The organism is Streptomyces sp. NPDC017056, from assembly GCF_044332485.1.
Taxonomy (GTDB): Bacteria; Actinomycetota; Actinomycetes; order Streptomycetales; family Streptomycetaceae; genus Streptomyces.
On sequence record NZ_JBIRPD010000006.1, the window covers coordinates 373,703 to 396,191 of the forward strand.

General features: G+C 71.6%; 25 protein-coding genes, 1 tRNA gene and 1 riboswitch. Of the genes, 9 read left to right on the plus strand and 17 right to left on the minus strand.

The window, feature by feature from the left end; all coding sequences use genetic code 11:
* Positions 1–246: 246 nt before the first annotated feature.
* On the plus strand, positions 247–2,652 hold the full coding sequence (locus ACH4OW_RS14075; RefSeq protein ID WP_398027603.1) for a transglycosylase domain-containing protein: 2,406 nt from the start codon (positions 247–249) through the stop codon (positions 2,650–2,652).
* Between the two features lie 128 nt (positions 2,653–2,780).
* Here ACH4OW_RS14075 and ACH4OW_RS14080 read toward each other — a convergent pair whose 3' ends face one another.
* The 3 genes from ACH4OW_RS14080 to ACH4OW_RS14090 form a co-directional block, all read right to left on the minus strand.
* Positions 2,781–3,101 carry a multidrug efflux SMR transporter gene (locus ACH4OW_RS14080; protein ID WP_073761238.1) on the minus strand — a complete coding sequence of 107 codons (321 nt, stop codon included), beginning with the start codon at positions 3,099–3,101 and terminating at the stop codon, positions 2,781–2,783.
* Between the two features lie 34 nt (positions 3,102–3,135).
* Positions 3,136–3,201: riboswitch (guanidine-III (ykkC-III) riboswitch) on the minus strand.
* A gap of 86 nt (positions 3,202–3,287) precedes the next feature.
* Positions 3,288–3,590, minus strand: a complete 303-nt coding sequence (locus tag ACH4OW_RS14085) for a co-chaperone GroES (protein ID WP_176564603.1) — start codon at positions 3,588–3,590, stop codon at positions 3,288–3,290.
* 106 nt (positions 3,591–3,696) lie between these two features.
* Positions 3,697–4,014 (minus strand): DUF3618 domain-containing protein, encoded by a 318-nt coding sequence (locus ACH4OW_RS14090; protein ID WP_360123150.1) that lies wholly within the window; start codon positions 4,012–4,014, stop codon positions 3,697–3,699.
* Positions 4,015–4,226: 212 nt separating this feature from the next.
* On the opposite strand from ACH4OW_RS14090, the gene bcp reads away from it, so the two are divergent.
* Complete coding sequence (gene bcp / locus ACH4OW_RS14095; protein ID WP_206502561.1) at positions 4,227–4,694, plus strand: thioredoxin-dependent thiol peroxidase; 468 nt, start codon at positions 4,227–4,229, stop codon at positions 4,692–4,694.
* A 64-nt stretch (positions 4,695–4,758) separates the two neighbouring features.
* Here bcp and ACH4OW_RS14100 read toward each other — a convergent pair whose 3' ends face one another.
* Positions 4,759–6,045, minus strand: coding sequence for a sensor histidine kinase (locus ACH4OW_RS14100; RefSeq protein WP_398027606.1), 1,287 nt, complete (start codon positions 6,043–6,045; stop codon positions 4,759–4,761).
* On the minus strand, positions 6,045–6,551 hold the full coding sequence (locus ACH4OW_RS14105; RefSeq protein WP_360123156.1) for a hypothetical protein: 507 nt from the start codon (positions 6,549–6,551) through the stop codon (positions 6,045–6,047). Before ACH4OW_RS14105 ends, ACH4OW_RS14100 begins: the two co-directional genes overlap by 1 nt.
* Before the next feature lie 515 nt (positions 6,552–7,066).
* On the opposite strand from ACH4OW_RS14105, the gene ACH4OW_RS14110 reads away from it, so the two are divergent.
* The 4 genes from ACH4OW_RS14110 (at position 7,067) to ACH4OW_RS14125 (ending at position 10,365) form a co-directional block, all read left to right on the plus strand.
* A complete protein-coding gene (locus tag ACH4OW_RS14110) occupies positions 7,067–8,605 on the plus strand; it encodes an MFS transporter (protein ID WP_360123159.1) in 1,539 nt (512 codons plus the stop codon).
* Between the two features lie 293 nt (positions 8,606–8,898).
* A complete protein-coding gene (locus ACH4OW_RS14115) occupies positions 8,899–9,411 on the plus strand; it encodes an HNH endonuclease (RefSeq protein ID WP_398027609.1) in 513 nt (170 codons plus the stop codon).
* Positions 9,408–10,280: an HNH endonuclease gene (locus tag ACH4OW_RS14120; protein WP_398027611.1), complete on the plus strand. Its 873-nt coding sequence runs from the start codon at positions 9,408–9,410 to the stop codon at positions 10,278–10,280. The genes ACH4OW_RS14115 and ACH4OW_RS14120 overlap by 4 nt, the downstream gene beginning before the upstream one ends.
* Positions 10,281–10,287: 7 nt before the next feature.
* Positions 10,288–10,365, plus strand: a tRNA-Leu gene (locus ACH4OW_RS14125).
* Between the two features lie 64 nt (positions 10,366–10,429).
* Here ACH4OW_RS14125 and rdgB read toward each other — a convergent pair.
* The 5 genes from rdgB to ACH4OW_RS14150 all read right to left on the minus strand — a co-directional run bounded on the left by rdgB (position 10,430) and on the right by ACH4OW_RS14150 (position 13,177).
* Positions 10,430–11,032 (minus strand): RdgB/HAM1 family non-canonical purine NTP pyrophosphatase, encoded by a 603-nt coding sequence (rdgB, locus tag ACH4OW_RS14130; protein WP_360123168.1) that lies wholly within the window; start codon positions 11,030–11,032, stop codon positions 10,430–10,432.
* Between the two features lie 23 nt (positions 11,033–11,055).
* Positions 11,056–11,469, minus strand: a complete 414-nt coding sequence (locus tag ACH4OW_RS14135; protein WP_398027613.1) for a hypothetical protein — start codon at positions 11,467–11,469, stop codon at positions 11,056–11,058.
* A 264-nt stretch (positions 11,470–11,733) separates the two neighbouring features.
* Complete coding sequence (locus tag ACH4OW_RS14140) at positions 11,734–11,898, minus strand: SCO1431 family membrane protein (protein WP_360123174.1); 165 nt, start codon at positions 11,896–11,898, stop codon at positions 11,734–11,736.
* Between the two features lie 167 nt (positions 11,899–12,065).
* Positions 12,066–12,797, minus strand: coding sequence for a ribonuclease PH (rph, locus tag ACH4OW_RS14145; protein ID WP_360123177.1), 732 nt, complete (start codon positions 12,795–12,797; stop codon positions 12,066–12,068).
* Between the two features lie 140 nt (positions 12,798–12,937).
* The gene (locus ACH4OW_RS14150; RefSeq protein ID WP_210990693.1) at positions 12,938–13,177 is read right to left on the minus strand and encodes a PTS glucose/sucrose transporter subunit IIB; all 240 of its coding nucleotides are present in this window, start codon (positions 13,175–13,177) and stop codon (positions 12,938–12,940) included.
* Between the two features lie 220 nt (positions 13,178–13,397).
* Here ACH4OW_RS14150 and ACH4OW_RS14155 point away from each other — a divergent pair, with 220 nt between their 5' ends.
* Together ACH4OW_RS14155 and ACH4OW_RS14160 are read left to right on the plus strand one after the other, a co-directional pair.
* The gene (locus ACH4OW_RS14155; RefSeq protein ID WP_398027616.1) at positions 13,398–14,708 is read left to right on the plus strand and encodes a PTS transporter subunit EIIC; all 1,311 of its coding nucleotides are present in this window, start codon (positions 13,398–13,400) and stop codon (positions 14,706–14,708) included.
* Positions 14,709–14,947: 239 nt separating this feature from the next.
* Complete coding sequence (locus tag ACH4OW_RS14160) at positions 14,948–16,216, plus strand: PTS transporter subunit EIIC (RefSeq protein ID WP_360123184.1); 1,269 nt, start codon at positions 14,948–14,950, stop codon at positions 16,214–16,216.
* A 133-nt stretch (positions 16,217–16,349) separates the two neighbouring features.
* Here ACH4OW_RS14160 and ACH4OW_RS14165 read toward each other — a convergent pair whose 3' ends face one another.
* Positions 16,350–17,102, minus strand: coding sequence for an MBL fold metallo-hydrolase (locus ACH4OW_RS14165; protein WP_360123187.1), 753 nt, complete (start codon positions 17,100–17,102; stop codon positions 16,350–16,352).
* Between the two features lie 354 nt (positions 17,103–17,456).
* Here ACH4OW_RS14165 and ACH4OW_RS14170 point away from each other — a divergent pair, with 354 nt between their 5' ends.
* Positions 17,457–17,963, plus strand: a complete 507-nt coding sequence (locus ACH4OW_RS14170) for a type II toxin-antitoxin system PemK/MazF family toxin (protein WP_398027619.1) — start codon at positions 17,457–17,459, stop codon at positions 17,961–17,963.
* Positions 17,964–18,173: 210 nt separating this feature from the next.
* On the opposite strand, the gene ACH4OW_RS14175 is transcribed toward ACH4OW_RS14170, so the two are convergent.
* The 6 genes from ACH4OW_RS14175 to ACH4OW_RS14200 form a co-directional block, all read right to left on the minus strand.
* Entirely contained in the window at positions 18,174–19,124 is a 951-nt protein-coding gene (locus ACH4OW_RS14175) for a cysteine synthase (protein ID WP_360123193.1), read from the minus strand.
* Positions 19,124–19,429, minus strand: a complete 306-nt coding sequence (locus ACH4OW_RS14180) for a MoaD/ThiS family protein (protein ID WP_360123196.1) — start codon at positions 19,427–19,429, stop codon at positions 19,124–19,126. Before ACH4OW_RS14180 ends, ACH4OW_RS14175 begins: the two co-directional genes overlap by 1 nt.
* 172 nt (positions 19,430–19,601) lie before the next feature.
* The gene (locus ACH4OW_RS14185) at positions 19,602–19,715 is read right to left on the minus strand and encodes a putative leader peptide (RefSeq protein ID WP_360123199.1); all 114 of its coding nucleotides are present in this window, start codon (positions 19,713–19,715) and stop codon (positions 19,602–19,604) included.
* A 100-nt stretch (positions 19,716–19,815) separates the two neighbouring features.
* Positions 19,816–20,598 (minus strand): (2Fe-2S)-binding protein, encoded by a 783-nt coding sequence (locus tag ACH4OW_RS14190; protein WP_398027622.1) that lies wholly within the window; start codon positions 20,596–20,598, stop codon positions 19,816–19,818.
* Positions 20,595–21,443 (minus strand): ABC transporter ATP-binding protein, encoded by an 849-nt coding sequence (locus ACH4OW_RS14195; RefSeq protein WP_398027624.1) that lies wholly within the window; start codon positions 21,441–21,443, stop codon positions 20,595–20,597. Before ACH4OW_RS14195 ends, ACH4OW_RS14190 begins: the two co-directional genes overlap by 4 nt.
* Positions 21,440–22,486, minus strand: a complete 1,047-nt coding sequence (locus ACH4OW_RS14200) for a FecCD family ABC transporter permease (RefSeq protein ID WP_398027626.1) — start codon at positions 22,484–22,486, stop codon at positions 21,440–21,442. The genes ACH4OW_RS14195 and ACH4OW_RS14200 overlap by 4 nt, the downstream gene beginning before the upstream one ends.
* Positions 22,487–22,489: the final 3 nt, after the last annotated feature.

Below are 22,489 nucleotides of genomic sequence, written 5' to 3' on the forward strand. Positions count from 1 at the left end.
GACGGCACGGGCCGTCGAACGGCCGTCGCCACCGTCCGCAATCGCCCGTTCCAGTGAGCCGTACGCCCCATTCGGCCGGTCACGGAGCGGTCACAGGTGCGTGCCGCCCCTCGTGGCGGAAGGGCATGATGCGAGAGTTTCGTATCGGGCGACAGTTCCTTTTCCGGCTTTGGGCGCGAATCGCCCGACACGTCACCGATCCGCCGCGGTACAACCGTCGGCGGCGGCCGAGGAGTCCTTACAGACATGAGCGACGATCCGCAGCAGGACGGCAAGGGCGGGCCCCGCGTCCCGGGGTGGGCCGCACGCTCCGCGGCGCCCCCCTCCGCCGGCGAGGACGGCCCGGCGGGCGCCGGAGCCGGCGCGGGCGGCGGAAAGGGCGGCAAGTCCCGGCCCAAGCGCACCGGCTGGCGCCGCGTCATCCCCACCTGGCGCATGGTGGTGGGCGGCTTCCTGCTGGTCCTGCTGCTGATCGCGGGCGGCCTCGCCGCCGGGTACGTCCTCGTCGAGATCCCCGCCGCCAACCGGGCCGCCCAGGCGCAGAGCAACGTCTACCTGTACGCGGACGGCAGCCAGATCGCCCGCGACGGCAAGGTCAACCGCGAGAACGTACCGCTGGCCCAGGTGCCCAAGACCACCCAGGAAGCCGTACTCGCCGCCGAGGACCGCGACTTCTACTCCGAGTCCGCCGTCGACCCCGTCGCCATGCTCCGCGCCGCCTGGAACACCGTCACCGGCAAGGGCAAGCAGTCCGGCTCCACCATCACCCAGCAGTACGTGAAGAACTACTACCTCGGGCAGGAGCAGACCCTCACCCGCAAGGCCAAGGAGTTCTTCATCTCGATCAAGCTGGACCGCGAGCGCAGCAAGTCCGAGATCCTGGAGGGCTACCTCAACACCAGCTACTACGGACGCAACGCCTACGGCATCCAGGCCGCGGCCCAGGCGTACTACAGCAAGAACTCCGACCAGCTCAGCACCGCCGAGGGCGCGTACCTCGCCACCCTGCTCAACGCCCCCAGCGCCTACGACGTCGCCGCCCACCCCGAGAACCGGCAGCGCGCCCTCGACCGCTGGAACTACGTGCTCGACGGCATGGTCACGAAGAAGTGGCTCAGCCAGTCCGAACGGGCCGCGCTCACCTTCCCCGCCCCCGGCAAGGCCAAGCCGCCCACCGGCCTGTCCGGCCAGCGCGGCTACCTCGTCGAAGCCGTCCGGGACTACCTGACCAACAACAAGATCATCGATGATCAAACGCTGGCCGCCGGCGGCTACCGCATCACCACCACCATCGACAAGAAGCGGCAGGACGCCCTGGTCAAGGCCGTGGACGACAAGCTGATGGACCAGCTCGGCACCTCGGGACCCGACCGCTACGTACGGGCCGGCGGCGCCTCCGTCGACCCCGCCACCGGCAACGTCGTGGCCATGTACGGCGGCATCGACTACGCCAAGCAGTACGTCAACAGCGCCACCCGCCGCGACTACCAGGTCGGCTCGATCTTCAAGCCGATCGTCTTCGCCTCCGCCGTCGCCAACAACGCCACCACCCAGGACGGCCGCCGGATCACCCCGAACACGGTCTACGACGGCACCAACAAGCGCGAGGTGGTCAGCGACGGCAAGGGCACCCGCTTCGCCCCCGAGAACGAGGACAACCGCTCCTACGGCCCGATCACGGTGTCCACCGCCACCGACAAATCCGTCAACGCCGTCTACGCCCAGATGGGCATGGACGTCGGCACGCAGAAGGTCAAGGACACCGCCGTAGCCCTCGGCGTCCCCAAGGACACACCGAGCCTGAACTCCTCCCAGGGCGCGATCTCGCTCGGCACCGCCACCCCCAGCGTGCTGGACATGACGCAGGTGTACGCGACCCTCGCCAACCACGGCAGGGAGCAGGCGTACAGCCTCGTCACCAAGGCCACCAAGGGCGGCGAGAACGTCGAACTCCCCGACCGCGGCGCGAAGACCGCGGTGCCGCGCAACGCCGCCGACACCACCACCTCGATCCTGCGCAGCGTCATCGAGAGCCCCGGCGGCACCGGCTCGGCGGCCCGCGCCGCCGGACGGCCCGCGGCCGGCAAGACCGGCACCGCGGAGAAGGACAAGGCCGCCTGGTTCGCGGGCTACACGCCCGACCTGGCCACCGTCGTCGCCGTACTGGGCCAGGACCCGGACACCGCGGCGCAGAAGTCCCTCTACGGCGCCGCCGGCCGGCCGCGCATCAACGGCGGCGGCTTCCCCGCCGAGATCTGGGCGCAGTACACGGCGGAGGCCCTGGACGGAAAACCGGCCAAGGACTTCGACCTGGAGATGGAGGAAGGCGTGAGCGAGACACCTTCGGAGGAGCCGACCACGTCCGGGGAGCCGTCCGGCGCCGGCAGCGCGCCGCCGACCGACGGCACCCCGAGCACGGGCCCCACCGGCGCCCCGCCGACCACCCCGACGACGCGGCCCACCGGCCGGCCGAGCATCCCGCCGTTCCCGACCACCCAGCCGACGACCGCCCCCACCGACGACTTCCCCACCTTCGAGCCGCCCACCGGGGGCGCCGAGGGCGCCATCGGCGGAGGCCGGGGCGGCGGCATCGGCGGCGGGATGGGCGGCATGGGCGGCGTCGGCGGCTGGGAGGACTTCGCCAACCCGTGACCGGACGGTGCGGTCCACCCTCCGGCGACCGGATCAGTGGCCGGACGTCATCTTGAGCCCCACCACCGCCACCAGCAACAGGCAGATGCCGCATCCCCCGGGGGACGACCCCCGGACCCCCAGCCGGATCAGTGGCCGGACGTCATCTTCAAGCCGACCACCGCCACCAGCAACAGGCAAATGAAGAAGATCCGGGCGGCGGTGGCGGGCTCGCCCAGCACCAGCATGCCGACGACCGCCGCGCCGGCCGCGCCGATGCCGACCCATACGCCGTACGCGGTACCGATCGGCAGCGTCCGCGCGGCGTAGGAGAGCAGCATCATGCTGGCGACGATGCCCGCGCCGGTGAAGACGCTGGGCCACAGCCGGGTGAAACCGTCCGTGAACTTCATGCCGATCGACCAGCCGACCTCAAGCAGACCGGCGACGGCGAGCAGAATCCATGCCATGACGGCACCTCCGCGGAAAACGAGCTTCTACAGGGGTGCGTCGTCTTGTCGTGACCCGGTACGGCGCGTCTCGTCGGGATGCTTCCGACTCTAGCAAAGGCAGGCAAAACGGGCGGTGACCCCGGTCACCGCCCGTTTCCACGTCCATGCCGCCGAGGCCGTTCCGCCTCGTGCGGCGCCCTCCGGCTACAGGTACAGGCCCGTCGCGTCCTCGGCGCCCTCCAGGCGCTCCGCCGCCACCGCGTGCAGATCGCGCTCCCGCATCAGTACGTACGCGACACCGCGCACCTCGACCTCGGCCCGGTCCTCCGGGTCGTACAGCACCCGGTCGCCCGGCTCCACGGTCCGCACGTTCTGCCCCACCGCGACCACCTCGGCCCAGGCCAGGCGGCGGCCGACCGCCGCGGTCGCGGGAATGACGATGCCGCCGCTGGAGCGGCGCTCGCCCTCGGCGATATCGGTACGTACCAGCACCCGGTCGTGCAGCATCCGGATGGGCAGCTTGTCGTGGGTGTCCTTGGCGTTGTTCGGGCTCACGGCATGACCGTACCTGCCCGCGCGGCCGTCCGGCGCCCACCCTGCCAAGAGCCCGCGGCTAACGCCGCCGCTTGGAACCCACCACGAGCAGGCCCACGACCGCCACGCCGATCATCGCCAGCGGCACCACCCGCTCCAGGCGGGGCGCGCCGTCCTCCGACACCAGCTGGGCGCGGATGTCCGAGACCGCCCGGTTGGCGGCCACGTACGCCCGCCCCGCCGTCCGGTCCACGGCCGCCGCCGTCTTCGCCTTCGCATCCCCGATGATCGTCTTCGGGTGCAGGCGGACACCGATCTCGTCCAGCGTCACGGCGAGGTCCTGCCGCCTGCGGGCGATGTCCTGCTCGATCTGCGCAGGGGTCCTGGCTTCCGACACCGCGCTGCCTCCGGGGGTCTCGATCCGTCTCCGTGCGCACAGTCTGTCAGCACACAGGTCGCGGCGCCCCACAGCACCCCCTTTTCGGGCGGCTCAGTAATCTCGGGCGTAGCGACATCCGGGGCGCGACGCGCTCGCGCCCGTCCCCGTACGTGACCCACGCGTGCCGGCCCGCCCGCGCGCGCCGGCCCACCCCACGCACAAGGAGAACCATGAGCGAGCGACTGCAGCCCGGCGACACCGCACCCGCCTTCACCCTCCCCGACGCGGACGGCAAGCAGGTCTCGCTCGCCGACCACAAGGGCCGCAAGGTCATCGTCTACTTCTACCCCGCCGCGCTCACCCCCGGCTGCACCAAGCAGGCGTGCGACTTCACCGACAACCTCGACTTCCTGGCCGGCCACGGCTACGACGTCATCGGCATCTCCCCCGACAAGCCGGAGAAGCTCGCCAAGTTCCGCGAGAAGGAGGAACTGTCGGTCACGCTCCTCGGCGACCCCGACAAGCAGGTCCTGGAGGCGTACGGCGCGTACGGCGAGAAGAAGCTGTACGGCAAGGTCGTGACCGGCGTCATCCGCTCCACCGTGATCGTCGACGAGGAGGGCAAGGTCGAGCGCGCGCTGTACAACGTGAAGGCCACCGGCCACGTCGCCAAGATCATCAAGGATCTGGGGCTGTAAGGACCTGTAAGGACCTGGGCAGTATGGGCCTGGCGCTCCGGGGGGGGCGGCGCCAGGCCCGGCCTTACGGCGCCGCCACCGCTCCTTCCCCCACCGCCGCTCCCCGCTCCGCCACCGGCGGCTCCGGCAGCTCCAGCACCGCCTCGGCGCCACCGCCCTCGGCGGCGCCGAACACCAGCCGGCCGCCCAGCACCTCCGCCTGCCCGGCCGCGATCGTCAGCCCCAGACCGTGCCCGGTACCGCGCTCCGGCGCCGCCGTACGGAACCGCCGCGGCCCCTCCGCACACAGCTCCGGCGGATACCCGGGCCCGTGGTCCCGCACCACGATCCGCGTGCCCTCGACCCGTACCTCCACCGGCGGCCTGCCGTGCTTGGCCGCGTTCGCCAGCAGGTTGACCAGCACCCGCTCCACCCGGCGCCGGTCGGTCTCCACCACCCGCGCCGGACCCGCCACGACGACCTCGACGTCCGTGATGCCGCGCACCCGCTCCGCCCGCCCCACGATGCCGCGCACCAGCGACGGCAGGTCCACCGCGTCGAGCTGCGCGGACTCCACGCCCGCGTCCAGCCGGGACACCTCCAGCAGGTCCTCCACCAGACTGCGCATCGTCTGCGCCCGGTCCCGCACCAGCTCGACGGCCCGCTCGTGCGGCAGCAACTCGGACGCCGCGACCAGCCCCGCCACCGGCGTACGCAGCTCGTGCGCCACATCGGCGGTGAACTTCCGCTCCGCCTCCACCCGCGCCGCCAGCGACGCCGCCATGTGGTGCACCGAACGCCCCAGCTCGGCCACCTCGTCCCGGCCGCCGGCCGCCAGCGCGTCCGCGTCCGGCGGCTCGCCCGCCGCGATCCGGCGCGCCGCGGCCGCACTGTGCCGCAGCCGCCGGGACAGCCGCTGCGCCACGAACCACGACACCACCGCCATCAGCACCACCGTGCCGACCCCCGCGACCAGCAGCGCACGGTCCAGCGCCACCTGGGCCGGATCGTCGTCCGGGTACGCCGCCGACACCGACAGCGTCCGCCCGGTGGCACCCGAACCACCACCCACCCCGGTGGCGGCCCACACCCGCGGATCCTCACCCTGGCTCAGGTACGTACCGGACTTCCCGTCGAACACCGCGGCCCGCAGCGGACCCGGCAGCGTCGCGTCGTCCAGCTGGGCGCCCAGCGCCAGCGTGCCGTCCCGCTCGTAGATCTGCAGCGCCGAACTGAGCCGGTCGTCCTGGTAGGCGCGCGCCGAGCGCTCCCGCTCCGCGTCCGCGATGTGGTGCACCGCGAACCCGAGCACCACCACCGCCAACGCCGTCACACTCGAAATGGCCAGGGCGATCCGGCCTCGGATGCCCATCACGCGAGGTTGTACATCTCCGTCGAGTCACCGAGCGGCGTCGAACCCTCGTACGTGACCTCCAGCCCCGTGAAAGCCCGCGCCCCGTCCACCGTCCTGGCCCCGTACAGCCGGAACGTCGCCGGGAACCCGGCGTCCGCACCCGCCCCCGCGGCAGCCTTCTCCACCTGCACCACGCCCTCGCCCTCGGCCTCCGCCGCGCCGTACCGCTCCCAGGTGATCCCGGTCGCCACCATGCCCGCGTCGGCACACGTCAGCGTAATGACCTTCGGCTTGATCTCCGGCTCGCCGAAGCCGCAGTCGCGCACCCCCGGCAGCCCGCCGACCGCCTTCGCCGAGGACTTCATGTCCCGCACCGCCGACGTCTTCGGCGCCGCGTCCACCGCCGACGCGCGGTCCGCCGCCTGGCTGAACCACACGCCGCCGCCCGCGAGCGCGGTGACCGCGGCGAAGGCCGCCAGCGCGGTGCGCCCGCCGAACCGGCGGGAGCCTTCGCGGTCGGTCATGAACTTCTCCTTCCGGGGCGGCGGCCCCGTGCCGACGCGGGACGGGACACCACAGCCGAACACGTCACGCGCGCGCGAAACGAGGCGCACCGGATGCACCGGGTGCACGGGGTCCCAGCAGAGCGAACGGTTCGGAGCATAAGGGCGGATTCGATACCCACAACTCTCCCCCGCCCGCCACACGGGCTGATTGCCCGGACGCTGCGGTGACCACGCGGCTTTGTACCAGTTCTGTAACAGCGGCCGTCACCCCCCTGGCGAAAACCACCCCGAAACCGGGAGAAACCGCTGCTCCGGACGGCGCATGTCACGTGACGTACATCGCGTTGTGGGGTCAGAGTGGTTTGAGCCGCGCTCTGCTGCGCAGGCGCTCCTGTCGTACGACCACCTTTGTGATCTCCGACCGCCGGCCGTCACGCCGACCGCCGACGGGCACCGACCGCAACGACGCCGACGACCGCTGCGACCCACCTGCCGCGCATCGAGCGCGCTGACCGACCGAGAGGACTCGACTCGTGCCGACCGGCAGCACCGAAGTTGAACCACCGACCGACCGGGACCCGGAGGCGTTCAAACGCCACAGAAACCTGTTCCGGGCCGTCGCCCGCCGCCGCAACCCCCGGCTGCGGCGCACCGACATCACGGTGACCGACGAGCGCATCGTCAAACGCGCCGTGAAGGCCGCCGCGCTCGGCAACGCCATGGAATGGTTCGACTTCGGCATCTACAGCTACCTCGCGGTCACCATCGGAAAGGTGTTCTTCCCGGGCGGCAGCGACACCACCAGCCTGCTGTCCTCCTTCGCCACCTTCGCCGTCGCGTTCCTCGTACGGCCCATCGGCGGCGCGTTCTTCGGCCCCCTCGGCGACCGCGTCGGCCGCAAGAAGGTCCTCGCCCTCACCATGATCATGATGGCCGCCGGCACCCTGTGCATCGGCCTGATCCCCTCGTACGCCAGCATCGGCCTGTGGGCCCCGATCCTGCTGATCGTCTTCCGCATGATCCAGGGCTTCTCCACCGGCGGCGAGTACGGCGGCGCCTCGACCTTCATCGCCGAGTACGCGCCTGACAAGAAGCGCGGCTTCTTCGGCAGCTTCCTCGAAATGGGCACCCTCGCCGGCTACACCGGCGCCGCCGGCCTGGTCCTGATCCTCAATACCTGGCTCGGCTCCGAGACCATGCACGACTGGGGCTGGCGCATCCCGTTCCTGGTCGCCGGACCGCTCGGCCTCGTCGGCCTCTACCTCCGGATGAAGCTCGACGAGACCCCCGCCTTCCAGAAGCTCGAAGCGGCCCAGACCCACAACGGCGACACCTCCGTCACCGAGACCGAGGCCGACTTCTCCCACCTCTCGGAGAACGCCCCCAAGAAGAAGCTCGGCGAGATCTTCTCGCAGCAGTGGCCCATGCTGATCCTGTGTATCGCCCTCGTCGGCGCATACAACATCTGCCACTACATGCTGCTCTCCTACATGCCGACCTACCTGACCGACACCCTCCACTACGACGAGGCGCACGGCCTGCTGATCGTCATCGGCACCATGGTCGTCCTGATGTGCATCATCAGCTCCGTCGGCAAGCTCAACGACCGCTACGGCCGCAAGCCCCTCCTGATGACCGGCATGCTGGGCTTCTTCCTCCTCTCCGTCCCCGCCTTCCTGCTGGTCAAGCAGGGCAGCCTGGCCGCGATCATCCCCGGCATGCTGATCCTCGGCCTCTCCCTGGTCTGCCTCCTGGGCACCATGTCCGCGGCGCTGCCCGCCCTCTTCCCCACCAGCGTCCGCTACGGCTCCCTCTCCATCGGCTACAACCTCGCGGTCTCCCTCTTCGGCGGCACGACTCCCCTCGTCATCACCGCCCTCATGGACGGCTTCGGCGGCAACGACATGATCCCCGCCTACTACGCGATGGGCGCGGCCCTGGTCGGCGTCATCGCCGTCGCCTGCATGAAGGAAACCGCCCAACAGCCCCTGGAAGGCTCCCCGCCGGCGGTGGCCACCAAGGAAGAAGCCGTGGAAATGGTCACGTCCCAGTCCCCGGACCCGCGGTTCTGACCCCTCTCCGGACTCCGCGTCGCGGCCCTCGCCCTGGTTGGGCGGGGGCCGCGGTCGTTTTTTGAGGTTTTTGGGCTGTTCGGCGTAACCGGGTGGGGGTGGGGGCGTTGGGCAGTTCGAGGGTGCTACTTACGCTCGAAGAGCGATGACGAGGGGCAGCAGGGACCATGGGGACGAAGTACACGCGCGAGTTGCTCGCCGAGGCTGCGCTCGCATCGACGTCGTACGAGGAAGTCGCACGCCACTGCGGAAGCGTTCCGACACGGAGCGTCCGGTGCCACATCAGCCGCAGGATGGCCGAAGAGCGCATCGACACCTCTCACTTCACGTCCAAGGCCGTCCGCCACTCCGAAACGACGCTTCGCGAAACGGTGGCTCTGTCCCGCAGCACCGCCGAGGTCGTACGCCGACTCGGCATCCACCCCGTGGGCGGCAATCAAGCCCACATCGCCCGTCGAATCGCCGGACTCGGCCTGGACACGTCCCACTTCACGTCCGCGCGCCCCAGACGACCACAACGTCCGTTGGCCGACCGGCTGGTGCTGGGAGTGCCGTCCGAAGGCCGACTGCCCGGCGACCGGCTGCGCAGGGCGCTACTGCGGCAGGGAGTACGGGAACAGTGCGCGGTATGCGGCACGGGCCCGGAGTGGAATGGCAAGCCCCTGCGGCTGGAGGTCGATCACCGCAACGGCGAGTGGTGGGACAACCGCCCGGCCAATCTCCGCCTCCTGTGCCCCAACTGCCACGCCGTCACGGACACCTACCGCGGTCGCAAACGGCGCGAGCCCCGTAGGAAGCGGCCGTGACGGCCCGCCGACGGTACACCCACGACATGCTTGCCCGTACGGCCGCGATGTCCACCGGCCCGGTGGACATGCTCCGCCGTCTGGGCACGCCATTGGGCAGCGGCACCCTTCGCTACCTGCGCCGCCGCCTGGCGCACTACGGCATCGACACCGCGCACTTCGCCCCGGAAGAACTGCCTCGGCGACCGAGGCAGACGTATGCCAAAGAGCGCCTGGAGGAGGCCGCCGTACGGGCGCGAAGCATGCGCGAGGTCATGGAGCACCTGGGCGTCCCTCCGTACGACAGTGCCTACAGTCACATCCGCAAGAAGCTGGCACGGTTCGGCATCAGCACGGCCCACCTCACCGGTCGCGGCGCCCGCGGGGAACTGCTGCCCCGCGACGAACTCACCGCTGCAGTGGCCGGCTCGAAAAGCCGGGCCGCGACGCTCCGGCTGCTCGGCCGCCCCGTCACCACCGCCTCCCGGCGGCTCCTGGACCGGAGCCTCACGGCCTACGGCCTGTCGACCGCGCACTTCACCGGACAGGGCCACGGCCGCGGCTGCCCCTCCCCTGCCCGCCGGCCTGCCGACGACATCCTCCGGCGCCGCGCACCGGGCTCCCGCCGGACGAAGACGTCGCTGCTGCGCCGTGCCTTGGACGACAAGGCGGTCCCGCGGCAGTGCAGCGCCTGCGGCCTCGGCGACACGTGGCAGGACAAGCGGCTGGTCCTGGAGATCGACCACATCAACGGGGACCGGCTCGACGACCGCATCGGCAATCTGCGCTATTTGTGCCCTTCGTGCCATAGCCAGACGCGCACGTTCGGACGGCGTACCGCCCGAACCGAAGATCGCCTGACGGTCACGCGGCCGGGCACAGTACAGTAGGCGCCGCGGGCCCGTGCCCCAGCTGGCTAGAGGGCGCCGGTTTAGGTCCGGTGTGTCGTGGGTTCGAGTCCCACCGGGCCCACCATGACGAAGTGGCCGTCACCTTCCGTGGAAGGTGACGGCCACTTCGTCATTTTCAGGACAGTCCCTCAGCCCACCAGCTCCCGTACCACCGGCACCAGCCCCCGGAACGCCTTGCCTCGGTGGCTGATGGCGTTCTTCTCGTCGGCGGTCAGTTCGGCGCAGGTGCGGGTGTCGCCGAGGGGCTGGAGGATCGGGTCGTAGCCGAAGCCGCCGGTGCCGGCGGGGGTGTGGCGGAGGGTGCCTTCGAGGCGGCCTTCGACGACGCGTTCGGTGCCGTCGGGGAGGGCCAGGGCCGCGGCGCAGGCGAAGTGGGCCGCGCGGTGGCCGTCGGCGATGTCGGAGAGCTGGGCGAGGAGCAGGTCGAGGTTGGCCTGGTCGTCGCCGTGCCGGCCCGACCAGCGGGCGGAGAAGATGCCGGGCGCGCCGCCGAGGACGTCGACGCACAGGCCCGAGTCGTCGGCGACGGCCGGGTGGCCGGTGGCCTGGGCGAGGGCGTGGGCCTTGAGCAGGGCGTTCTCGGCGAAGGTGACGCCGGTTTCCTTGACGTCGGGGACGTCCGGGTAGGCGTCGGCGCCGACGAGTTCGACGTCGAGGTCGGCGGCGGCCAGGATGGCGCGGAGTTCGGTGATTTTGCCGGCGTTGCGGGTGGCGAGGATCAGGCGGTTCATGGGGCCGATTATCCCGGGCCGGGTCAGCCGGGGGCGCAGGTCCTGGTGAGTGCGCCGGCCGCGTTCCGCAGCGCGGTGAGGTCGGGGGTCTTGCCGTCGCGTACGGCGTCGTCGGCCTTGTCCAGGGCGTCGGTCAGGCCGCTGAGCGCCTTTTTGACCTCGGGGTCGTCCGTCGCTTTCTGGATCTTGCCGAGGTCCTTGTTCAGCCGGTCGATGGCGCGCTCGGCGTCCTGGGGGCTGTCGGCGGCGTTGCTCAGGTCGTCTTTGAGGGAGGACAGGTCGTTGGCGAACGTCGTGGCGGCCGTGGCGCAGCCGACGGCCTTGTCGACCGCTCCGCAGGCGGTGAGGAGGGGTACGGCCACGGCGGCTGCCGCCAGGACGGCGACGGCGGTGGTGGTCGTGGAGCGGCGGCGCGCGGTGCTGCGGCGTAGAGCCATGGAACGGTTCCTCCCCTGGGCGTGCCGTGCACGGGTGTGCATCGGTACGGAACGCCGCACCGGTTCGCGGCGGTGCGTCGGTGCGTCGGTACGTCGGTACGTCGGTGCGTCGGTACCAGGGAGAACGCCGGGCGGGCGGATTTGGTTGCCCGGGGGCCGTTCCGGAGGCGCCCCGGAGGCATCCCGGACGCGTTGTGGGGTGGGTGCGCGCCGGAGCGCCTCAGCCGGGGTGCCTCGGGGGGCGTGCCTCAGGTGGCGTGAGGGTCACACCAGGCCGGTCTGGGTGAGCAGCATGGCCAGGACGACGACGAAGGTCCAGCCGGCGAGGTGTTCCAGCAGGTTGCGGTCGTCCTTGGGGCCGCCGGTGCGGGCCCGGAAGGCGGTGACGGGTGCGTCGGCTGTGGCAGCCGTGGCAGCGGTAGTGGACATGGGTTCCACGGTGCGCGGCCGGCTGCCGTATTCCTAGAGACGCAGATCCCACGAGGGAAAGGTCACAGGGCAGGCCCGGCAGGCCCGGCAGGCGGCGTGCCGGCCCGCCGTTGCGGGGGCCGGCACGGCACGGTTCCCGCGGCGGGTGGTGGGCGCCGCGGCGCACGTCACAGCGTGCGGGCGAGGGCCTCGCGCTGGGCGGCGTCCAGGGTCGCGCAGCCGGCGACGGCGAGGTCGAGGAGCGAGTTGAGCTCGTCGCGGGCGAAGGGCTCGGCCTCAGCGGTGCCCTGGACCTCGACGAAGCGGCCGTCGCCGGTGCAGACGACGTTCATGTCGGTCTCGGCGCGCACATCCTCCTCGTAGCAGAGGTCGAGCATCGGTACGCCGCCGACGATGCCGACGCTGACGGCGGAGACGGTGCCGACCAGCGGCTGGCGGCCGGCCTTGATGCTCTTCTTGGCCTGGGCCCAGGAGATGGCGTCGGCGAGGGCGACGTAGGCGCCGGTGATGGCGGCGGTGCGGGTGCCGCCGTCGGCCTGGAGGACGTCGCAGTCCAGGACGACGGTGTTCTCGCCGAGGGCCTTGAAGTCGATGACGGCGCGCAGCGAGCGGCCGATGAGGCGGGAGATCTCGTGCGTACGGCCGCCGATCTTGCCGCGGACGGATTCGCGGTCGCCGCGGGTGTTGGTGGAGCGCGGCAGCATCGAGTATTCGGCGGTGACCCAGCCTTCGCCGCTGCCCTTGCGCCAGCGCGGGACGCCCTCGGTGAGGGAGGCGGTGCAGAAGACCTTGGTGTCGCCGAAGGAGATCAGCACGGAGCCTTCGGCGTGCTTGCTCCAGCCGCGTTCCATGGTGACGGGGCGGAGCTGGTCGGGGGTGCGGCCGTCGATACGAGACATGGCTCAGACCCTATCGGCTCGGCCGAGGGGCGCGTTCCGGTTCGCGGAGGTCTCTCGGGGCGGGAGCGCGCCGAGGGCCCCGGTCCGCTGCCGGGTGCGGCGCGGTCCGGGGCCCTCGGTCGAAGGAGCGGCTCAGCGGCTCACATCATGTCTTCGATCTCGGCGGCGATCGGGTCCGCGTCGGTGCCGATGACGACCTGGATGGCGGTGCCCATCTTGACGACGCCGTGGGCGCCGGCGGCCTTCAGCGCGGCCTCGTCGACGAGCGAGGGGTCGGCCACCTCGGTGCGGAGGCGGGTGATGCAGCCTTCGACCTCTTCGATGTTGTCGAGGCCGCCGAGCCCGGCGACGATCTTCTCAGCCTTGCTGGCCATGTCCACTCCTGCTTGTCTCGGCCGCCGGCGGTTCCGCCGCGCGGTGGTTCACACGGTAACGCACGTTTAGCCCAGCTAACCGGGCATATGTCCGTTGTCCGGCGCATGATGGCGACCACCCGGCAGCGCTTTCCGGGGCCCGAAACGCACCACAAGTGGTCTACACCACCAGTATGCGGCAAGCACCGAGCCGGCCCGCGACGGGACGGCGCCCGGGAGGACGCAGATGAGCTCGAACGCGGCGGCGGCACCGAGGAAGAAGTGGTCGGCGGGCCTCTTCCAGGGGCTGCAGAAGATGGGGCGCAGCCTCCAGCTTCCCATCGCCGTCCTGCCCGCCGCGGGCATCCTCAACCGTCTCGGCCAGCCGGACGTCTTCGGCGCGGACGGTCTGGGCTGGGAGAACGTGGCGAAGGTGTTCGCGGGTGCGGGCGGCGCGCTGCTGGACTCCTCGCTCGGCCTGCCGCTGCTGTTCTGCGTCGGTGTGGCGATCGGCATGGCGAAGAAGTCGGACGGGTCGACGGCGCTGGCCGCGGTGGTGGGCTTCCTGGTCTATTACTCGGTGCTGCACCAGTTCCCGCAGGACTGCGCGGCCGGTTCGGCGTACGCCTCGGCCGGGCAGTGGAGCGGGGTGTGCGTCGGCGGGGACGGCAAGGCCGCTCCGGCGGGCTTCCAGAACCCGGGGGTCTTCGGCGGCATCGTGACGGGGTTCTTCGCCGCCTGGATCTGGCAGCGCTACCACCGGGTGAAGCTGGTGGACTGGCTGGGCTTCTTCAACGGGCGCCGGCTGGTGCCGATCATCATGGCGTTCGTGGGGCTGGCCTTCGCGGCGCTGTGCCTGTGGGTGTGGCCGCCGATCGGCGACGCGCTGACCAGCTTCAGCAAGTGGCTGACGGATCTGGGCGCCACCGGTTCGGGGATCTTCGGTGTCGCCAACCGCGCGCTGCTGGTGATCGGCATGCACCAGTTCCTGAACACGTTCATGTGGTTCCAGTTCGGCGATTTCACCAAGCCGGACGGTACGTCGGTGCACGGCGACATCAACCGTTTCCTGGCGGGGGACCCGACGGCCGGGCAGTTCACCACCGGCTTCTTCCCGATCATGATGTTCGCGCTGCCGGCCGCGGCGCTGGCGATCACGCACTGCGCCAAGCCGCACCGCCGCAAGGAGATCGGCGGCATGATGCTCTCGGTCGGCCTGACCTCGTTCGTCACCGGCGTGACCGAGCCGATCGAGTACTCGTTCCTGTTCATCGCGCCGGCCCTGTACGCGCTGCACGCCGCGCTGACCGGTGTGTCGATGGCGGTGAGCTGGGCGCTGGGCGTCAAGGACGGCTTCAGTTTCTCGGCCGGGCTGATCGACTACGTGATCAACTGGGGGCTGGCGACCAAACCGTGGATGATCATTCCGATCGGCTTGTGCTTCGCCCTCGTGTATTACGTGCTGTTCCGCTTCGTGATCACCAAGTTCGACCTGCACACTCCGGGCCGCGAACCGGAGGAAGTGGAAGCGGAACTGGAGCAGGAGAATGTGAAGTAGGCGCCGCCGGGGAGAGGGCCGTACGGCCCGGGCCGGACGGCCCTCAAGCGGAGGTACCGAAGGGCCTTCAAGTGGAAGCACTTGAAGGCCGCTTGGTGTGTGATCTAAACCTTGGGGAACAACGGATTCCTTTATGTGTGGGCGACATGCTAAGAATGGTCTAAACCACTCAGTGGTGTAGACCAGACCGGCGGGCCGTACCCCCTTCTCCGAGCGCCCGCCTCACCAGGAGGAATCCGATGAGTTCGGCCACCGCTACGGCGGCTCCCGACAAGAAGCGCCGCGGTCCCGGCGCCATGGCCGTCGCCCAGCGCATCGGCCGCAGCCTCATGCTGCCGATCGCGACGCTGCCCGCCGCGGCGCTGATGGTCCGGCTCGGCCAGGACGACATGCTCGGCACCAAGTCGCTGCCCGCGTTCCTTAACAAGATCGCGGAGTTCCTGGCCGCCGGCGGCGCTGCGCTCCTGGACAACATGCCGCTGCTGTTCGCCGTCGGTATCGCCATCGGCTTTGCCAAGAAGGCGGACGGCTCGACCGGTCTGGCCGCCGTCGTCGGCTACCTGGTCTTCAGCAAGGTGCTGGCGACGTTCGGTGACGAGAGCCTCCCGAAGATCGCCAAGGTGGTCGACGGGAAGATAGTCCAAGAGGCCGCGCCCGCCGACGCCAAGGTGCTCGGCGGTGTGGTGATGGGCATCGTGGTCGCCCTGCTCTACCAGCGCTACAGCCGCAAGAAGCTGCCGGACTGGCTCGGCTTCTTCGGCGGCCGCCGCCTGGTCCCGATCCTCTCGTCCTTCGCGGGTCTGCTGATCGGCATCGTCTTCGGTTACATCTGGCCGGTACTCGGCAGCGCCCTGCACAACTTCGGCGAGTGGCTGGTGGGCTCCGGCGCGGTCGGCGCGGGCATCTTCGGTGTCGCCAACCGCGGTCTGATCGCGGTCGGCATGCACCACCTGCTGAACTCCTTCCCCTGGCTCCAGGCCGGCGACTTCCACGGCAAGCACGGTGACATCGCCCGCTTCCTGGAGAAGGACCCCACCGCCGGCCAGTTCATGACCGGCTTCTTCCCGATCATGATGTTCGCGCTGCCCGCCGCCTGCCTGGCGATCGTGCACTGCGCCCGCCCCGAGCGCCGCAAGGTCGTCGGCGGCATGATGTTCTCGCTCGCGCTCACCGCCTTCGTCACCGGTGTGACCGAGCCGATCGAGTTCACGTTCATGTTCATCGCCCCGGTGCTGTACGCGGTGCACGCCGTACTGACCGGTGTGTCGATGGCGCTGACCTGGGCGCTGGGCATGAAGGACGGCTTCGGCTTCTCGGCCGGCGCGATCGACTACGTACTGAACTTCGGCATCGCGAGCAATCCGCTGGGGCTGGCCGTGGTCGGCCTGTGCTTCGCCGCCCTGTACTACGTGATCTTCCGGTTCGCGATCACCAAGTTCAATTTGAAGACGCCGGGCCGCGAGTCCGACGAGGAGATCGCCGAGATGCAGAAGGCCGAGGGCAAGTAGGCCCCGGCCGGACCGTGCGACGGCAGGCCCCCGCGACCACCCGGTCGCGGGGGCCTGCCGCGTGTTCGGAGCTTGGGGCTGTGCCCGGGGCCTGCCGCGTACCCGGGGCCTGCCGAGCGCCCGGCGGCCGGGTTCAGATCTCGTAGACGGCGCCCGCCTTGGCGACCTCGACCGGGCCTTCGAAGACCTCCTGCGCGTCCCGCAGGTTGATGCCCGGGTCGGTCCACGGCGGGATGTGGGTCAGGACCAGCCGCCCAGCGCGGGCGCGCGCGGCGTGCGCGCCGGCCTCGCGTCCGTTGAGGTGCAGGTCCGGGATGTCCTCCTTGCCGTGCGTGAAGGACGCCTCGCACAGGAAGAAGTCGGTGCCCTCGGCGAGCCCGTCCAGGGCGTCGCAGACCCCGGTGTCCCCGGAGTACGTCAGCGATTTCCCGTCGTGTTCGATACGGAAGCCGAACGCTTCGACGGGGTGGCTGACCAGATCCGTACGGATCGTAAAGGGGCCGACGGAGAAGGTGCCGGGGGTCAGCGTGCGGAAGTCGAAGACCTCGCTCATCGCCCGGTCGGTCGGCAGGTCGGCGTGCGCCGCGGTCAGCCGGCGCTCGGTGCCGGCCGGCCCGTACACGGGCATCGGCGCGCACCGGCCGCCGTCGGGCCGGTAGTAGCGCACGACGAAGTAGCCGCACAGGTCGATGCAGTGATCGGCGTGCAGGTGCGACAGGAGTACGGCGTCGAGGTCGTAGAGACCGCAGTGGCGCTGCAGCTCGCCCAGGGCGCCGTTGCCCATGTCGATGAGCAGCCTGAAGCCGTCGGCCTCCAAGAGGTAGCTCGAACAGGCCGATTCCGTGGAAGGGAACGACCCCGAGCAACCGACGACAGTGAGCTTCATGCGGGCGTGAACCTCCGTGGCTGGGGGCGGAGCGGCGGGTCCATGCGGGGCTGCGGCGGGGGGCGTTCACGGGTCCTCGCCGGTCCTCGTCCGGCGGGCGTCCTTGCCGGGTCCTGAACGGTCATTGCGGTGCCCACGAGCGTAAGGCGCGAAAGGGCCGGTGGCTCCTCCGGCGGGGCGAGCTGTGGGCGGAATCACCAGTCCGGGTGGGTGTGTACAGAACCGTGTCCCCCCGTGCCGTTCCCCGCCGGACGCGCGCCTTCGCGGGGGTGCCGGCCGCCCGCCGCTGCCGTGCCGCAAAGCGGTCCCGGCCGGTACGGTCGCCGGGGAGCCGGGATCTTGGAGGGAGCGGGTGTGGACGTCTCGGTGTGGTGGCCGGCGCTGCTGGCGGTGGCCGCGCTGGCGCTGGTGGCGGCGATCGTCGACGGGCGGGCGCGGGCGCGGGGCGCACGGGGGCGGTGGGGCGCTCGCTTTCGGCCAAGAACGCGGGCGCGCGACCGTACGCGCCCGGGCGGACGGACCACGGACATCGCGCGGCCCGGTGCGCGCACGCCGCGCGCGGGGGAGATCTGGTGGGCCCTGGTGCCGTACGAGGACGGGCCGGGCGCGAAGGACCGGCCGTGCCTGGTGCTGTCGGTACGCGGTGGCACGGCGCACGTCGTCAAGATCACCAGTCGGCACCACCCGGACCGGCCTGGCGTGCTCCCCCTGCCGCCCGGCGCGGTCGGCGACGGACGGCAGCGCGCGAGCTTCCTGGAGACGGACGAGTTGCGGGACGTGCCGCTACGGGATTTCCGCCGCCGCGCGGGGGCGGTCGACGGTGCTTTGTGGAAGCGGGTGCGCCGCCTCACGGGGCGGTGAAGGGCGGAACGTGAGGTGCTGACGACCGGAGGCGGGCGTCGGGGGGCGCCTGCCTCCGGCGTCGCCGGTTCATACGTCGCGGGGCGGCCGGCCGTTCAACGGTTCCGTGCGTGCACGCCGGTCCGTTGACGCCCGTCCGAGCACGCCGGTCCGATCACGCCCGCCCGATCGCGCTGGTCCGATCGCGCCCGCCCGCTCACGCCCGTCCGCTCACGCCCAGAGCTGGCCGTGCAGCGTCTCGATGGCGGCTTCGGTGGACTCGGCGGTGTAGACGCCGGTGGACAGGTACTTCCAGCCGCCGTCGGCCACGACGAAGGCGATGTCGGCGGTCTCCCCCGCCTTGACCGCCTTCTTGGCGACGCCGATCGCCGCGTGCAGGGCGGCGCCCGTCGAGATGCCCGCGAAGATGCCCTCCTCGGCGAGGAGTTCGCGGGTGCGGCGGATCGCGTCCTCGGAGCCGACGGAGAAGCGGGTGGTGAGCACCGACTCGTCGTACAGCTCGGGAATGAAGCCTTCGTCGAGGTTGCGCAGCCCGTAGACCACGTCGTCGTAGCGCGGTTCGGCGGCCACGATCCGTACGCCGGGGACGTGCTCGCGCAGGTAGCGGCCGACGCCCATGAGGGTGCCGGTGGTGCCCAGGCCGGCCACGAAGTGGGTGATGGACGGCAGGTCGGCGAGGATCTCCGGGCCGGTGGTGGCGTAGTGCGCGCCGGCGTTGTCGGGGTTGCCGTACTGGTAGAGCATCACCCAGTCGGGGTGCTCGGCGGCCAGTTCCTTGGCGACGCGCACGGCGGTGTTGGAGCCGCCCGCCGCGGGCGAGGAGATGATCTCGGCGCCCCACATGGCGAGCAGCTCGCGCCGCTCGGAGGAGGTGTTCTCCGGCATGACGCAGACGATCCGGTAGCCCTTGAGCTTGGCCGCCATCGCCAGCGAGATGCCGGTGTTGCCCGAGGTGGGCTCCAGGATCGTGCAGCCGGGCGTCAGCCGCCCGTCCTTCTCGGCCTGCTCGATCATGTGGAGCGCGGGGCGGTCCTTGACCGAGCCGGTCGGGTTGCGGTCCTCCAGCTTGGCCCAGATGCGGACGTCGGCGGAGGGCGACAGCCGCGGCAGGCGGACCAGCGGGGTGTTGCCGACCGCCGCCAGCGGGGAGTCGTACCGCATCAGCGCTGTTCCCGGGGGTCGTCGGACATGCCCGAGCCGCCGGCCACGGCCGGGAGGATGGTGACGCTGTCGCCGTCGCTGAGCTGGGTGGAGATGCCCTCCAGGAAGCGCACGTCCTCGTCGTTGAGGTAGACGTTCACGAAGCGGCGCAGCTGGTCGCCGTCGACGAGGCGCTCCCGGATGCCGTTGTGGCGGCTCTCCAGGTCGGCGATGAGGTCGGCGAGGGTCGCACCGCTGCCCTCGACGGCCTTCCGGCCGTCGGTGTAGGTGCGGAGGATGGTCGGGATACGGACCTCGATGGCCATGAGAGCTCCTGTTGGAGGGCGGTGACGTGCGGGGTGGGCGTGCGGGCGGCGCAGGCTCGGGGCGTGCGTCGCGGGGTGGCGCTGTGCGGGAGGGCGCGCGGTGGGCGCACCCGGCGGGGTGCGCGCGGCCCGCTGCGCGCGGGAACCGCCGCGCGGCCGGTGTCCGGCGGCGTCAGGCGGCGGCGCGGTCGGGACAGATGGCGCTGGCGAGACGGCACAGGTCGACGTGCAGCCGCGCCACAAGCAACATGCCCGGCGTCTTTTCGCTCACGTCGTGAAAAACCATGCGGTCATCGTATCGATTCCCGGTCCGGGGACTGGAAGCTCGTCTTGCGATACGGACGATTGGTGCACAACAGGTGGGACGCGGCCGGCGGTCGCGTACGTCAGGCGCGCCCCGCGTACGCCGCGAGCCGCTCGTCAACGCTGGTCAGGCAGCAGCTGGCGCAGCGTACAGCCTCGGCGCTCGTGTAGAAGAGGCAGCACGTGCGGCGGAGGTAGACCAGGCGCCGGGTGCCGTCCCGGCGTGTGACGGTGGCCACATCGCCCAGCGCGGCGAGGCCGCCGGGCGCACCGTCCAGGAAGCCGGCCCAGCGGCGGGCCAGCAGTGCCGGGTCGGCGCGGGAGGCGCCGAGGGCGGTCGCGCAGCCGTGGGCCACTCCCCCGCGCAGCTGGCGCAGCCCGGCGCGGGTGCGCTGCCGCAGGGCGTCGGCCAGGGGCAGCAAGTGGGCCGTGAGGACGGCGTCCTGGACCGTTCCTGCGCCGCCGTCCGGCGCCGCGTCCAGGATCCGGAACGTACGCAGCCGGACACCGGCGATGCCGTGCCCGGGGTCCGGTCGTACGAGGACGTTCCCCGGCCGTACGTCGAGGACGCGGCCGGTCAGCGCCCAGTGCAGGACGGCCGCCGCGGTGACCCGGCCCGCGTAGACCGCGGCGAGGGTGAGGGCGGCGGCGTGCGCGGTGCGGTGGCCGCTGCCGCGGTGCTCGGTGTCCAGCAGGCGGGACAGCTCCGGGCCGTGCGGGTCGAGCAGCCGGTCGGCGGCGAGCCAGCCGGGCTCGCCGTCCGGTGGCGCGCCGAGTCCGAGGCGGTAGCGGGGGCCGTGTGCGGCGAGGGAGGCGAGCGTCCCCTCCGGTCCGCCGGGAACGGGCCTGCCTCCGTATGTGTTCACCGGCGCTCCGCACGGGCCGCCGCCGCGTCCGGCGGCAGGTACACCACCGTCGGCGCCCCGGTCACCGGATGCACCCCGACCTCGGCCGCGACCCCGTACACGTCGGCCAGCAGCTCGGGCGTGAGGATCTCGTGCGGCGTGCCGTGGGCGACGACGCGGCCCGCGCGCAGCACGTACAGGCGGTCGCAGTAGTAGGCGGCGAGGTTGAGGTCGTGCAGCGCGAGCAGGGTGCTGGTGCCGAGGCCGGCCACGAGGGAGAGGACGTCGAGCTGGTAGCGGATGTCGAGGTGGTTGGTCGGCTCGTCGAGGACGAGCAGGGACGGCTGCTGGACGAGCGCCCGCGCGACGAGCACCCGCTGCCGTTCGCCGCCCGAGAGCGCGGTGAAGGAACGGTTGCGCAGCTCCGCGACGCCCACCCACTCCAGCGCCTGGTCGGCGAGCGCAGCGTCGGCCGCCGAGTCGGTCTCCCAGAAGCGCTTGTGCGGCGAGCGGCCCATGGCGACGATCTCGCGCACGGTCAGTTCGAAGGCGCCGCTGCCGTCCTGGGGGACGGTGGCGACGCGCCGGGCCCGCTCCTTGGCCGAGAACCCGGCCAGGTCGCGGCCGTCGAGCGTGATGCGCCCGTGGGTGGGCGCCAGGGTGCCGTAGACGCAGCGCAGCAGGGTGGTCTTGCCGCTGCCGTTCGGGCCGACCAGGCCCACCGTCTCGCCCGGCGCCACGTACAGGTCGGCGCCGTCGACGAGGTGGCGGCCGTCGACGCCGTACGACAGTCCCTCGGTCCGCAGCTCGGCGGGGACGGCGCCGACGGGGGCCGGGCCCGCGGCGGCCGGGGTACGCGCGCTCATCCGGTGATCCCTTCCGTACGGGTGGTGCGGCGCAGCAGCCACAGGAAGAACGGTCCGCCGCACAGCGCGGTGATCACCCCGACGGGGATCTCCTGGGAGCCGGCGACCGTACGGGCCAGCAGGTCGGCGAGGACGACGAAGACCGCGCCCGCCAGCGCGACCACCGGCAGCAGGGCCCGGTGCGAGGCGCCGACGAGCATGCGGACGGCGTGCGGCACCATCAGGCCGACGAAGCCGATCGACCCGCTGGCCGCCACGAGCACCCCGGTGACCAGCGACGCGAGGACGAAGACGGCGGCGCGGAAGCGGCCGGTGTCCAGCCCGAGGACGGTCGCGCCCTCCTCGCCGACCAGCAGCAGGTCCAGCGGCCGGGCGAGGGTGAGCAGCAGCGCGAGGCCGGCGAGCAGGACGAGGGCGGGCAGCCACAGGGTGTTCCAGCGGGCCTGGCCGAGGCCGCCGAGCGTCCAGAACATGATGGACCGCAGGTGCTCGGCCTTGGCCGAGGTGACCAGGACGAGGCTGGTGAGCGCGGAGAGGATGTACTGGACCGCGACGCCCGCCAGCACCAGCCGCCCGGTGGTCATGGTGCCGCCGCGCCGGGCCATGGCGTAGACGGCGACCAGCGCGGCCAGCGACCCGGCGAAGGCGGCCAGCGGCATCGAGACCGTACTGGCGAGACCGCCGCCTACGCCGAGGACGACGACCATGACGGCGCCGGTCGAGGCCCCGGAGGAGACGCCGAGCAGGAACGGGTCGGCGAGCGGGTTGCGGACCAGCGCCTGAAGGACGGTGCCGATGACGGCCAGCCCCGCGCCGACGACGGCGCCGAGCAGGACGCGCGGCAGCCGCACGTCGAGCACGATGGTCGGGTACGGGCCCGCTGGCGCGTCCCCGCCCAGGATGCGCAGCACGTCGCCGGGCGGGATGCGGACGGAGCCGAGGACGAGGCCGGCCAGGCACGCCGCGAGCAGGGCGGCGGCGAGGACGGCCAGTACGAGGGTGTAGCGCAGCCGGCGCGGCGGCGCGGCGGTCTTGCAGGCCATGGC

Excerpts from the sequence above, each read along its gene's own strand:
- ACH4OW_RS14075 (WP_398027603.1), top strand. The coding sequence starts at position 247 with ATGAGCGACGATCCGCAGCAGGACGGCAAGGGCGGGCCCCGCGTCCCG.
- ACH4OW_RS14080 (WP_073761238.1), bottom strand. The coding sequence starts at position 3,101 with ATGGCATGGATTCTGCTCGCCGTCGCCGGTCTGCTTGAGGTCGGCTGG.
- ACH4OW_RS14085 (WP_176564603.1), bottom strand. The coding sequence starts at position 3,590 with ATGCTGCACGACCGGGTGCTGGTACGTACCGATATCGCCGAGGGCGAG.
- bcp (WP_206502561.1), top strand. The coding sequence starts at position 4,227 with ATGAGCGAGCGACTGCAGCCCGGCGACACCGCACCCGCCTTCACCCTC.
- ACH4OW_RS14100 (WP_398027606.1), bottom strand. The coding sequence starts at position 6,045 with ATGGGCATCCGAGGCCGGATCGCCCTGGCCATTTCGAGTGTGACGGCG.
- ACH4OW_RS14105 (WP_360123156.1), bottom strand. The coding sequence starts at position 6,551 with ATGACCGACCGCGAAGGCTCCCGCCGGTTCGGCGGGCGCACCGCGCTG.
- ACH4OW_RS14115 (WP_398027609.1), top strand. The coding sequence starts at position 8,899 with ATGGCCGAAGAGCGCATCGACACCTCTCACTTCACGTCCAAGGCCGTC.
- rdgB (WP_360123168.1), bottom strand. The coding sequence starts at position 11,032 with ATGAACCGCCTGATCCTCGCCACCCGCAACGCCGGCAAAATCACCGAA.
- ACH4OW_RS14135 (WP_398027613.1), bottom strand. The coding sequence starts at position 11,469 with ATGGCTCTACGCCGCAGCACCGCGCGCCGCCGCTCCACGACCACCACC.
- ACH4OW_RS14140 (WP_360123174.1), bottom strand. The coding sequence starts at position 11,898 with ATGTCCACTACCGCTGCCACGGCTGCCACAGCCGACGCACCCGTCACC.
- rph (WP_360123177.1), bottom strand. The coding sequence starts at position 12,797 with ATGTCTCGTATCGACGGCCGCACCCCCGACCAGCTCCGCCCCGTCACC.
- ACH4OW_RS14155 (WP_398027616.1), top strand. The coding sequence starts at position 13,398 with ATGAGCTCGAACGCGGCGGCGGCACCGAGGAAGAAGTGGTCGGCGGGC.
- ACH4OW_RS14160 (WP_360123184.1), top strand. The coding sequence starts at position 14,948 with ATGAGTTCGGCCACCGCTACGGCGGCTCCCGACAAGAAGCGCCGCGGT.
- ACH4OW_RS14165 (WP_360123187.1), bottom strand. The coding sequence starts at position 17,102 with ATGAAGCTCACTGTCGTCGGTTGCTCGGGGTCGTTCCCTTCCACGGAA.
- ACH4OW_RS14175 (WP_360123193.1), bottom strand. The coding sequence starts at position 19,124 with ATGCGGTACGACTCCCCGCTGGCGGCGGTCGGCAACACCCCGCTGGTC.
- ACH4OW_RS14180 (WP_360123196.1), bottom strand. The coding sequence starts at position 19,429 with ATGGCCATCGAGGTCCGTATCCCGACCATCCTCCGCACCTACACCGAC.
- ACH4OW_RS14185 (WP_360123199.1), bottom strand. The coding sequence starts at position 19,715 with ATGGTTTTTCACGACGTGAGCGAAAAGACGCCGGGCATGTTGCTTGTG.
- ACH4OW_RS14195 (WP_398027624.1), bottom strand. The coding sequence starts at position 21,443 with ATGAGCGCGCGTACCCCGGCCGCCGCGGGCCCGGCCCCCGTCGGCGCC.
- ACH4OW_RS14200 (WP_398027626.1), bottom strand. The coding sequence starts at position 22,486 with ATGGCCTGCAAGACCGCCGCGCCGCCGCGCCGGCTGCGCTACACCCTC.